The sequence below is a fragment of the Pseudomonas emilianonis genome (assembly GCF_023072625.1).
GTDB classification, from domain to species: domain Bacteria; phylum Pseudomonadota; class Gammaproteobacteria; order Pseudomonadales; family Pseudomonadaceae; genus Aquipseudomonas; species Aquipseudomonas paraveronii.
Genome location: NZ_JAKNRV010000177.1, coordinates 1 through 10,559 on the forward strand (window position 1 = coordinate 1; position 10,559 = coordinate 10,559).

General features: G+C 58.4%; 10 protein-coding genes and 4 pseudogenes. 8 read left to right on the top strand and 6 right to left on the bottom strand.

The annotated features are described in order from the left end of the window. The 3 genes and pseudogenes from L9Z73_RS17675 to hypE form a co-directional block, all read left to right on the top strand. Positions 1 to 130, top strand: a pseudogene (locus L9Z73_RS17675) (cytochrome c-type biogenesis CcmF C-terminal domain-containing protein); the annotation flags it as partial. 36 nt (positions 131 to 166) lie between these two features. Continuing rightward, on the top strand, positions 167 to 805 hold the full coding sequence (gene hypD, locus L9Z73_RS17680) for a hydrogenase formation protein HypD (protein WP_247403477.1): 639 nt from the start codon (positions 167 to 169) through the stop codon (positions 803 to 805). Beyond that, complete coding sequence (gene hypE, locus L9Z73_RS17685; protein ID WP_247403449.1) at positions 802 to 1,869, top strand: hydrogenase expression/formation protein HypE; 1,068 nt, start codon at positions 802 to 804, stop codon at positions 1,867 to 1,869. The genes hypD and hypE overlap by 4 nt, the downstream gene beginning before the upstream one ends. Positions 1,870 to 2,061: 192 nt before the next feature. Here hypE and L9Z73_RS17690 read toward each other — a convergent pair whose 3' ends face one another. Then, positions 2,062 to 2,967, bottom strand: a complete 906-nt coding sequence (locus tag L9Z73_RS17690) for a LysR family transcriptional regulator (RefSeq protein WP_247403452.1) — start codon at positions 2,965 to 2,967, stop codon at positions 2,062 to 2,064. A 97-nt stretch (positions 2,968 to 3,064) separates the two neighbouring features. Between L9Z73_RS17690 and L9Z73_RS17695 the strand changes: the two genes are divergently transcribed. From L9Z73_RS17695 to L9Z73_RS17705, 3 genes are all read left to right on the top strand, one after another. After that, positions 3,065 to 3,850 carry an SDR family NAD(P)-dependent oxidoreductase gene (locus L9Z73_RS17695; RefSeq protein WP_247403456.1) on the top strand — a complete coding sequence of 262 codons (786 nt, stop codon included), beginning with the start codon at positions 3,065 to 3,067 and terminating at the stop codon, positions 3,848 to 3,850. Between the two features lie 274 nt (positions 3,851 to 4,124). Beyond that, the gene (locus L9Z73_RS17700) at positions 4,125 to 5,519 is read left to right on the top strand and encodes an aspartate aminotransferase family protein (RefSeq protein WP_247403459.1); all 1,395 of its coding nucleotides are present in this window, start codon (positions 4,125 to 4,127) and stop codon (positions 5,517 to 5,519) included. A gap of 70 nt (positions 5,520 to 5,589) precedes the next feature. Then, on the top strand, positions 5,590 to 6,957 hold the full coding sequence (locus L9Z73_RS17705) for a glutamine synthetase family protein (protein ID WP_247403463.1): 1,368 nt from the start codon (positions 5,590 to 5,592) through the stop codon (positions 6,955 to 6,957). A gap of 48 nt (positions 6,958 to 7,005) precedes the next feature. Here L9Z73_RS17705 and L9Z73_RS17710 read toward each other — a convergent pair. Further along, positions 7,006 to 7,383 (bottom strand): annotated as a pseudogene (locus L9Z73_RS17710) (cupin domain-containing protein); the annotation flags it as partial. Here L9Z73_RS17710 and L9Z73_RS17715 point away from each other — a divergent pair. Further along, positions 7,364 to 7,627, top strand: coding sequence for a hypothetical protein (locus tag L9Z73_RS17715; RefSeq protein WP_247403466.1), 264 nt, complete (start codon positions 7,364 to 7,366; stop codon positions 7,625 to 7,627). The pseudogene L9Z73_RS17710 and the gene L9Z73_RS17715 sit on opposite strands and share 20 nt — an antisense overlap. Here L9Z73_RS17715 and L9Z73_RS17720 read toward each other — a convergent pair. After that, positions 7,621 to 7,770: pseudogene (locus L9Z73_RS17720) on the bottom strand (hotdog domain-containing protein); the annotation flags it as partial. The gene L9Z73_RS17715 and the pseudogene L9Z73_RS17720 sit on opposite strands and share 7 nt — an antisense overlap. A 300-nt stretch (positions 7,771 to 8,070) precedes the next feature. On the opposite strand from L9Z73_RS17720, the gene L9Z73_RS17725 reads away from it, so the two are divergent. Further along, the gene (locus L9Z73_RS17725; RefSeq protein WP_247403468.1) at positions 8,071 to 8,565 is read left to right on the top strand and encodes a RimK/LysX family protein; all 495 of its coding nucleotides are present in this window, start codon (positions 8,071 to 8,073) and stop codon (positions 8,563 to 8,565) included. Between the two features lie 51 nt (positions 8,566 to 8,616). Here the strand turns inward: L9Z73_RS17725 and L9Z73_RS17730 are convergent, their stop codons facing one another. From L9Z73_RS17730 to L9Z73_RS17740, 3 genes and pseudogenes are all read right to left on the bottom strand, one after another. Continuing rightward, a complete protein-coding gene (locus L9Z73_RS17730) occupies positions 8,617 to 9,378 on the bottom strand; it encodes an aspartyl/asparaginyl beta-hydroxylase domain-containing protein (protein WP_247403471.1) in 762 nt (253 codons plus the stop codon). A 19-nt stretch (positions 9,379 to 9,397) separates the two neighbouring features. Further along, complete coding sequence (locus tag L9Z73_RS17735; protein ID WP_247403474.1) at positions 9,398 to 10,363, bottom strand: hypothetical protein; 966 nt, start codon at positions 10,361 to 10,363, stop codon at positions 9,398 to 9,400. Between the two features lie 9 nt (positions 10,364 to 10,372). Continuing rightward, positions 10,373 to 10,559, bottom strand: a pseudogene (locus L9Z73_RS17740) (hypothetical protein); the annotation flags it as partial.

The window sequence follows — 10,559 nt, forward strand, 5'->3', positions numbered from 1 at the left end:
CGCGCCGGTGGTCAAGAGCCAGGTCGGCTTCAACCTGTGGTCGCGGGAAACCTTGCTGCTGGGCAATAACCTGGTGTTGGTGGTGGCCGCGTCGATGATCCTGCTCGGCACCCTGTACCCGCTGGTGATCCGCGACGCCGCCGCTCGCGGCCTGAAAAACTTCAGCGTGCTGTGCTGCCATGTCCTGACCCCGGCCGCTATCGAGCATATCCTTGCCGCCCCCGGGCAAGATGCGGCGGCGGTGGAACTGGACGGCTTTGTCGGCCCGGCGCATGTGAGCATCATCATTGGCTCCGAACCCTACGCCGAGTTTGCCCGCCAATACCGCAAGCCGGTGGTGATTGCCGGTTTCGAGCCGCTGGACGTCATACAGGCGATTTTGATGCTGGTGCGCCAGGTCAACGAAGGGCGCGCCGAAGTCGAAAACGAATTCGTCCGCGCCGTGGGCCGCAATGGCAACAGCGCCGCCCTGACATTGATGGACGAAATCTTCGAACTGCGTGAGAGCTTTGAATGGCGCGGGCTTGGCGAGGTGCCGTTCAGCGCCTTGCGCATTCGCGCGGAATTCGCCGCCTTCGATGCAGAAAAACGCTTCAACCTGCATTACCGCGCCGTGGCCGATAACAAAGCCTGCGAATGCGGGCCGATCCTGCGCGGCCAGAAAAAGCCCACGGACTGCCGCCTGTTCGGCAGCGTATGCACCCCGGAAAACCCCATGGGTTCGTGCATGGTCTCCAACGAAGGCGCCTGCGCCGCTCACTATGCCTACGGGCGCTATAAAGACATCGAGGTTGTTGCAGTATGACCGGCCGCTCTCCCGTAAAACGCGGTTATGTACGCCCCCTCAATTTTCGCGACGGCGTGGTCGATATGGGCCACGGTGCTGGCGGTCGTGCTTCGGCGCAACTGATTGAAGAGCTGTTCGTTGCTGCGTTCGACAACCCGTGGTTGCGCCAGGGCAACGATGGCGCCGCCTTCAGCGTCGAACTCAAACCCGGCGAACGCATGGTCATGGCCACCGACGCGCACGTGGTGTCGCCGCTGTTTTTCCCCGGTGGCGACATTGGCAGTTTGTCCGTGCATGGAACCCTCAACGACGTCGCCATGGGCGGCGCACGGCCGCTCTATCTCTCAGCCAGCTTCATCATCGAGGAAGGCTTTGCCCTGGCCGACCTCAAGCGCATCGTCGAATCGATGGGCCGCGCCTCCCGCGAAGCCGGGGTGCCGATCATCACCGGCGACACCAAAGTCGTGGAACGCGGCAGTGGCGACGGCGTGTTCATCAGCACCACCGGCATCGGCATTATCCCCAACGGGGTCGACACCGGCGGGCATCGCGCACGTCCCGGCGATGCGATCCTGGTGTCCGGCAGCATCGGCGAACATGGTGTGGCGATCATGTCCAAGCGAGAAGGGCTGGCGTTCGAAACCGAAATCCTCTCTGACAGTGCGGCACTCCATGGCTTGGTGGCGCAGATGCTCGCGGTCGCTCCCGGCCTGCGCGTACTGCGCGACCCGACCCGAGGCGGTTTGGCGACCACGCTGAACGAAATCGCGGGTCAATCCGGCGTCGGCATGCTGTTGGACGAAGCGGCGATTCTTGTGCAGCCGCAGGTCGAAGCCGCCTGCGAACTGTTGGGCCTGGACCCGCTGTACATCGCCAACGAGGGCAAGCTGATCGCAATCTGCGCCGAAGAAGACGCCCAGCCGCTGCTCGACTGCATGCGCCGCAACCCTTTGGGCGAACATGCGGCGCGTATCGGCACGGTCCTTCAAGACGCGCACGGTTTTGTGCAGATGCAGACCCGATTCGGCGGGCGCAGGGTGGTGGACTGGTTGTCGGGTGAACAATTGCCGAGAATCTGCTGAGCCCTTGAGACCTTGAGTCAGCAACGCATGGCGGCAACTGGAGGATGCCGCCATGCGCTGCAAGGCGTCCTGGCTAAAGAACCTTGGGTTGACCTCGAGGACGACACCTGCGATGCGTGAGAGGTTGATGGGGCGCGTCACGCCAGAGGAGGCCGTTGGTGGCCACTAACCCCCCCAAAAATTGTGTACTTCTCAAGTACGACGAGGCTCGCCCTCGGCAATTTCGCGCATCAGACTCAGGTAACGACGCGCTCCCAGCCCCAGAGGTCGGTTCTTTACCCAGATGATGTCGACCCATAACCGCATCCGACTTGGCATGTTGTCAAACACCACCTCCGTCAATGCGCCCGAAGTGAGTAGCGGTTGTACCAGCGGCTGTGGAAGATAAGCCCAGCCCAATCCTTGCTGCACCAGATCCAGCGTTGCCAGATAACTGTCGCTGAGCCAAATCCGCCGCGACAGTACAACGCGTGGGTCAGAGTCTGTAGGTCCTCCAGTCGCAACTATGATCTGCCGAACGTCCACCAGTTGCTCTTCACCCAAAGGGCTTTTCTTGCCGGCGGCCGCAGGATGATCTGGAGAGGCAACTGCGACTAACAACTGGCTCCCCGCTTCAAGAAACGTCTCCCGCTCGTCAAGCCCTGGTCGTTCAAATCCTAGTGCCAATTGCACACGTCCTTCATGGAGCATGCGAATCGCCTCCGGATGGGACGCGGAGCGAATCTCGATTTCAAGCGTGGGAAACTCTTTGGCGATAATGGACAGCGGACGATTCCACACGCCTGTTTGTAGCTCCGGCGCCATCGCAAGGACCAAGCGCCCCTCCAACCCCTGATGAAGCTGGAGAGCATGCGCGTCCAGCAGGTTTAACTGGCTCGCGACCTGTCTTGCCTGGGGCTCAAGTGCTTTGGCGGCTGCGGTCGGAATGGCTTTGCGGGTTGATCGATCAAAAAGCAACAGATCCAGCTCTGCTTCAAGCTGTGACACTGCCATGTTGATAGCGGAGGGAACCCGGCCTAACTTTCGGGCTGCGGCTGAAAAGGAGCCGCTGTCCACGACCGAAAGGAAAATTTTAAGTGACTCGCTGGTAAATGCCATCGTGGTTGTCAGATTTTCTGATAATGATCGTCTTTATTTATCAGATTCATTAGCCTAATTTCCACTCCTATTACAAATTAAGTACGTGGGGAACACCATGTTAAATACCGATTTGATGGGGCATGTGGCACTGGTCAGTGGTGCTGGAAGTGAAGCTGGCATTGGTATGGCGATCGCACGCAGGCTGGGTGCATCTGGGGCGAAGTTGATCGTCACCGCCAGCAGCAGCCGCATCGTGGATCGGGTTAAGGAGCTACGCCTCGAAGGGTTTGAAGTTGAAGGTCGGCCAGCTGACCTCACCGATGAAAGCCAGGTGCGTGAATTCGGCCTATGGGCCGAGTCCGTCTGGGGGCGGGTGGATATCCTGGTGAATAACGCCGGTATGGCTATGCAAGGAAGCCCTGAGGTTTTCTCGGAATTGGCAACTATGGAACTGCATGAATGGAATCTTTCACTGGCAAGAAACTTAACCTCAGCGTTTCTTTTAACTCGAGCCGTTTTGCCAGGTATGCGCGCGCGAAGTTACGGGCGCATTGTCAATATTAGTTCCACCACGGGCACCCGGGGGAGCAATCCGGGCGAAGCCGCTTATAGCGCCGCTAAGGCCGCGATGGTTGGTATGAACATGGGACTTGCACTTGAAGTCGCCAAGCAAGGGGTTACTGTAAACAGCGTGGCTCCCGGATGGATCACCACCGGTTCAACCACGCCCGTTGAAGCAGAGGCGGGGCGCTTCACCCCAATAGGGCGGGCGGGCAGCCCCCGCGAAGTGGCGGCGGCGGTTGCATTCCTGGCGTCGCCTGACGCCAGTTACATCACGGGTGAAGTCCTTGTGGTGGATGGCGGGAACTGTCTGGTCGAGAACAAAGCACCTCAAGCCTGATCTCAAATCACTTCGGTTTATCCTCTAAATATGAGGTTGTTCCGCGGGATAAATTAATAATCCAAAGTAAGGTTTTCTGCGTTAACTGCAATATACCCAGGTAAGAGTTGATCCGCGCTACAAATATTGATGGCAAACGCCCGAGCTGTAGTTGTTGGGGCGCTGTTTCCGGCTATTCGCGAATCGATAGGGGAATGAATGTGGCGATGGGTTGTTTTCTATCTGGCTGGCGACGACTTTTAATCAATGTAATAGTTAATATAGGGTTTTGATCATGTCGAGAAGTGGAATTTCTGAATCAGCAGTTGCTGCTTTTACTGCCTCCGAGCGTGCCCGTTTTATAGAAAACAACCCAACGTCAATGGCGCTGGCCAAACGTGCCAAGGCGAATCTGTTCAACGGTGTTCCCATGCACTGGATGAGCGACTGGTCGATGCCGTCGCCGCTCTTCGTCAAGCGTGCCAAGGGGGCACGCTTCACCGATGTTGACGATCATGAGTACATTGACTTTTGCCTGGGCGACACCGGCACGATGTTTGGCCATTCACCCGATCCTATCGCCCGTGCCATAGCCGAGCAGGCGAATAATGGCTTGACCACCATGCTGCCTGGCGAAGACGCGGTGGTTTGCGGCGAGTTGCTGGCTCAGCGATTTGGGCTGCCTTATTGGCAGGTCACCGCCAATGCTACCGACGCCAATCGTTATGTTCTGCGCTGGGCGCGAGCTATCACCAAACGCAATGTGTTGCTGGTATTCGACGGCTGTTATCACGGCACGGTGGATGACGTGATGGTGCGGTACCGCGACGGCAAAACAGTGCATCGTTCAGGTCTCGTGGGCCAAGCCTACGACTTGACCCAATACAGTCGATCTATCCCCTTCAACGATGTCGCCGCACTGGAAGCTGCGTTAGCCCAGGGCGATGTGTGCGCGCTGATGTGCGAGCCGGCGATGACGAACATAGGCATGGTCCTGCCCGATCCGGGATTCATGCAAAAGTGCCGAGAGTTGACCCATAAATATGGCAGCTTGCTGATCATTGATGAGACCCACACTATTTCTACCGGCATCGGTGGATGCACTCGCCAATGGGATTTGAAACCCGACTTTTTCGTGGTGGGTAAACCCATCGCAGGTGGCGTGCCTTGCGCTGTGTTTGGCGTAACCGAGCACGTTGCCTTGGCCATGCGCGACGTGCAGAAGAGCGCAGAGGGCGGCGGCCATGGCCACAGCGGTATGGGAACGACGCTGTCCGCCAACGCACTGGCGATGCATTGCATGCGCGTCAGTCTTGAAGAGGTCATGACAGAGTCTGCCTACCAGCACATGTTGCCCCTGGCCTCAAGACTGGCACAGGGATTTCGAGCGTTGTTCAAGCGGCACCAACTGAACTGGTCTGTCACAGAGTTGGGGGCTCGTTGTGAGTTTCAATTCTGTGCCACCTCGCCCAGAACCGGCGCGCAAGCCGAGGCGGCTTTTCATGACAGCCTTCAAATGGCGCTGCACCTGTATCTAATCAACCGCGGCATCCTGATCACGCCTTTTCACAACATGACCCTGTGCTGTCCACAGACAAGTGATGCCGATATCGACAGGCTGATCGGAGAGTTGGATAGCGCGCTGACCACACTGCTTGCCATCCCTGGAGCGCGGGTTATCCCTTCATAACCGGATGTTTGACGCTCCCGTTTTTCTCAAATACTGCCAAGTCGCTTGAATGAGCGCTAAGAGGTTTGACATGCAATTTGCTGATAAAAAAGAGGCCGAAGATTATCTGGCCGCCCACCCTGAAGTACTGAGCATCGAGTTGTTCCTTATCGACGCAAATGGTGTTCCACGGGGCAAACTGTTGCATCGCGACGAGTTACTGGCGATCTACGAAAATGGTCGGCCGCTGCCGAGTTCCATTCTCGCCTTGACCGTGCAGGGTGAAGACGTCGACGAGACAGGCTTGGTCTGGGATGTCGCTGACGCCGACTGCTGGACCTACCCTTTACCGGGAAGCCTGACCTTGCAACCTTGGCGCACCCATCCCACCGGCCAAGTGCAGGTGAGCATGCACCCGACCCAAGGTATTCCTGCCGCACCGGCCGACCCGCGACATGTACTGGTGAACACCATCGAGCGGCTGAAAGCCGATGGATTCCATCCGGTAATGGCGGTTGAGTTGGAGTTTTACCTGCTGGACCAACAGCGCGACGTCAACGGTCGGCCGCAGCCTGCATTGCAGACCAATGGTGTACGCCCTCATGCACCGCAGGTATATGGCGTATACGAACTGGAGCAGCTTCAACCTTTTCTTGATGACCTCTACGCAGCTTGCGCGCTGCAAGGGCTGCCAGTACGTACAGCAATCTCGGAGTACGCTCCGGGCCAGGTCGAGTTGACGCTGGAGCATCGTTTCGACGCACTCCAAGCCATCGACGAAGGCGTCCGTTACAAACGCTTGGTCAAAGGCGTGGCCAACAAACATGGGCTGCAAGCGTGCTTCATGGCCAAGCCCTTCAGCGATCAGGCCGGTAGCGGTCTGCATTTGCACGTCAGCCTGGCCGACGAGCAGGGTTACAACTTGTATGCGAGCGAAGACCCACAGGGCACGCCGCTGTTGCGTCACTCCATTGGCGGGATGATGGCGACCTTGTTTGACTCGCTGGCGATATTTTGCCCCCATGCCAATTCATATCGCCGGTTCCAGACCGGTAGTTACGCGCCGCTGGCCAAAAGCTGGGGCGTCAACAATCGTACTGTGTCGTTCCGCGTGCCCGGCGGTCCTGCGATAAGCCGGCATATCGAACACCGCATCTGCGGTGCCGATGCCAACCCCTATCTCGCCGCTGCCGCATTACTTGCGGGCATTCACCACGGCATCACTCATCAAAGCGATCCTGGCGCAGCGATTGTGGGCAATGGCTATGAACAGGCGACCGATTTTCTACCCACCGACTGGCTGACAGCGTTGCAGGCACTGGAGCGTTCCACCTGGGCACGCGAGGCGCTGGGCGCTGAATTCCTGAAGGTGTTCCTGGCGATCAAATGGCGCGAGTTCCGTCAATTCAATGCTGAAGTCGGAGAGCAGGACTGGCGCTGGTACCTCACCCACGCATGAGTGTTGCCCGTCAGCATGCCTTGAGATGGACCGCTGATGGCACCTACCTCAGGGATGCTCTATCACCATCACCGCCGTCGTGTCCGCCTCGAGTGCTTCGAACACGTGAGGCACATTCGCCAGGTAGCTGATGTAGTCGCCAGCGTTCAGCAACACAGGTCCGCTCGCCGGGCCAATATGGGCGCTGCCGCTGCACAACACCACGTGCTCTACGGTTCCCGGTGGGTGAGGCTGAGACAGCCGAACTTCGCCGGGCTGCACCTTAAGCCGGTAGATGTCGCGCTGTACTCCCGCCGGGCAATCGGCAAGCAGTGTCGCTGCGTAATTGGCAGTCTCGGCATAGGTGGTCATGCCCTCGTTGGCGCGAATCACCCGCAACGGCTGTTGGGGTTGCTCGAAGAACCGGGTGACTTGCAAACCCATTGCCACAGTGGTCTACCACGTTCAGCCGTTCATGCTGGTCGGTCTGGGTGTGCTGTTTTTCGCTGAACGGCTCAGCGCCGCAAAGGTTGGCTGGCTGCTGTTGGCCTTCGCCGGGCTGATGCTGATCGTGTCCGCCAAGGGCAGTGGGCAGGCCACCGGCGCCGACTACGTGCTCGGCGTCTGCCTGGCCCTGGCTTCGGCCTTCTTCTACGCTGTGGCAGCGGCGATCACCCAGCGCCTCACGTAACGGCCTGCATAACGCTTGGCGCAGGCGAATGCCACTTCGTCGAGCATTTTCAACAACGCGCCGCCATGCACATTGCCGGAGAAGTTGGCTTTGTCGAGGGGCATGAGCACGCTCACGCTCAGTTGGTAGCTGCCGGGTTCCATAGTTTCCTCATCACGGTAGGCATTGTCAGGGGCCTTTGTCGCCATGTAAGTCTGGCGCTTGAGGCTTTGTCTGGGCCGCATGACGTTAACAGTCAGCCGATGGAAGTAGCTATGTAACGAAGTGAAAGAGTGTATTTCGAATAAGTTAATAATTTGCCGCAGTACGTGTGTACGCTATCGCTGACTACAATTTAATATTGTAAAGCCAGACTTAATGATAAAGTGCGCTGAACACGGGGCGCCAGTTATTGGGCTTTATTGTTGCAGAATTTGAAATTACTATTTGCGTCGGGTGAAATAATGCGTCGCTATACCACAGTTTTAAGCAGCTTTATGTTGGCATTGATTATTCCGCAATTGACCCAGGCCGCCGTTTTCGGTTGGCAGGAAAAGGCGCTGATTCAACCTGAGCAAGGGAGTGTAGAGGTCGAACTTAATCCCACTTCGCCGAAGTCTTCCATTGAAGTTCATGACCTCGTCCTATTCCAGAAAAATGGCGAGAATTGGGCGCGTTTCAGTGTACCGGTGATGCACGCATTAACGGGCACGAGCGATTTGACGCTGGAGAGGAAAGTACTGCGCACCGAAAAATCCAAAACCGCCTTTGGCAGCAGTCAGCATCAGTTGGTGCGAATGTCGCTGTGCCTGGGTGACAAGGTATACGCCGAGGACCTTATGCTGAAAACCCGCGGCAAAGGTGGTTCGCCGGTCAAGCTGGGGCGTGATGTGCTTACACACGTGGGCTTGGTTGATGCGTCGCGATTCGACACCCTCAAGCCTGATTGCAAACCGTGATACCGCGCCAATCAGGCGTCGGGGGAGCCCCGGAGCCTGATTGGCGATGATTTACTGGTTGAGGATCCCGCGATCCCAGTTCTGCTGATTCCTGCGCGCGTCCTGTATGAACGGTGACCACTGGATCAACTTGAGCACCACCCGGTTCAGCAACCGGCCTGGTAATGTCAGGGGCCGCTGCACATCCAGGAACAGCACCACGCGTCGCTCGTCAGTGTCGTTCCAGACCTGATGCTTGTAAGTGTCGTCGAATACCAGGCAACTGTCCTGCTGCCAATGGCGGACCTCATCACCCACCTCTATACGACACTGTTCGGCCTGTTGCGGGATGATCAGCCCCAGGTGCACCCGCAGCAATCCGTTGTAAGGCCCACGGTGGGGTGGAATGTGCTTGCCGGGGCTGAGAATCGAAAAAAACGCGGTGTACATGCCCGGGATGGACTCGATGACCTGGGTCGTTTGTGGGCACTGCGCGCAATTACCGTCGATCTTGTAGCCATAGCCGTAGAGGAAAAACGTCTTCCAGCGGTCGTCCTGGGTCAGTCGGGCCTGGTCCTTGGATATCTGCTGAAAGCTGGGAATGGCGTCGCTGTTGCGTAGCACGGCATCGAGCTCGGCGCGAATCACCGCCGATCTGGCTTCCAGGTCCCGGGCCCAGGCGAAGATGGCGGGATCAAAGAACGGCGTGTTACCCACCGTAGAGCTGCGCCGTATCAGATTCTCAAGGCGTTTGATGATCCACAGGCCGATGGCGACGCTGGGGCGATGTTTGCGTTTTTTCTTGGGGGTCAAAGCCGTCTTCCTAGCGGTCATGGAAAATATCCTGTTGGTTTCATGTACGAGGTCGTTGTTTCAAGAGCTTCCACAGCAGCGGCCAGCAGAACACCAGCGGATAGCGGCGCAACCGCTCCGGTTGTTTGATCGGCTCGCCCCAATGGCGCTCGAGTTTCCAGATGGCGTAATCCACTGCGCCCTTGACGGTAAACAGCGATTTGATCAGGCGCACCAGGTTCAATGCGCGGCCTTGCACGCGCCGGGTCCGCCAGTGCCGCGCCTGGCGTCGCTGCTGTTCAGCGGTGCTGTGGTTGATATACAGCTCATCGGTCGTCGACCCGACAAAGCCGGCGCCATCGACCTGGGCGGCCGCGACCAGGAGGGCTGCGAGGTAGTCTTGATTCTGCTGGGTGATCAGTGCCGGGCGATCGCTGCTTTCGGGCCGCAGTTCGGTGCCGTAGGTAAAGCTCAAGGCGCGGGTCCAGAACGTGTCGCTGTTGAAGAAGGGGGCTTGCAGGGGGGCCGTTTCGCTGATCATGCGCAAGGCCGCGCGGCACACCGCTCGCTCCACGCGCAGCTGGATGGAGGGCGTGCGGCTGAACACCAGGCGGCTAGGCTGGGCAAAACGCGCCCACAGGTAGCTTTGAAACCAGCTATGGGTGCCTTGTTCGAAATCGCTCACTGAGAGAATGGCGCACTTGGCGCGCAGGGTTTTGCCGGCGGTATCAGTGGCCGTGAATAGAAACACCGTGGGCGGCAGCAGGGCGTTGGCCCATTGACTGAGCCGGGAGGCATGGATGTCCTGGTAGTGATCCACCAGGACGTACAGGTCGATCAACCCCTCATCGGTGGTGCGTGTGCGCAGGCAAGAGCCGTAGAACAGGATCGCCGAGATGCCTGCGCCGAACTGCGCCATCAGCGCCTCGGTCAGTGCGTGCAGGTCTAGGCCTACCGGCCGTGCCAGTTCACGGGTCACCAGCTCGAACAGGGGGCGTGTCGCCGGGTCGCGTTCAATCTCGATCATGGAGTGTCCTTACAAGGTGATGAAGCGCACGGGCGGGCTGGTCTTGATTTCAAGTGTTCCGGTCACCGGGAATATCTCGCCGTCCAGCAGGTATTCGCGCAGGTGGTCAATGCTGGCGTTTTGGGCGTTGTGACTCAGGTAGCCCGGGTCCCGGCGCATGGCAGCGCTGGGGCGCCCGCGCAGTACAGCGGGCAAG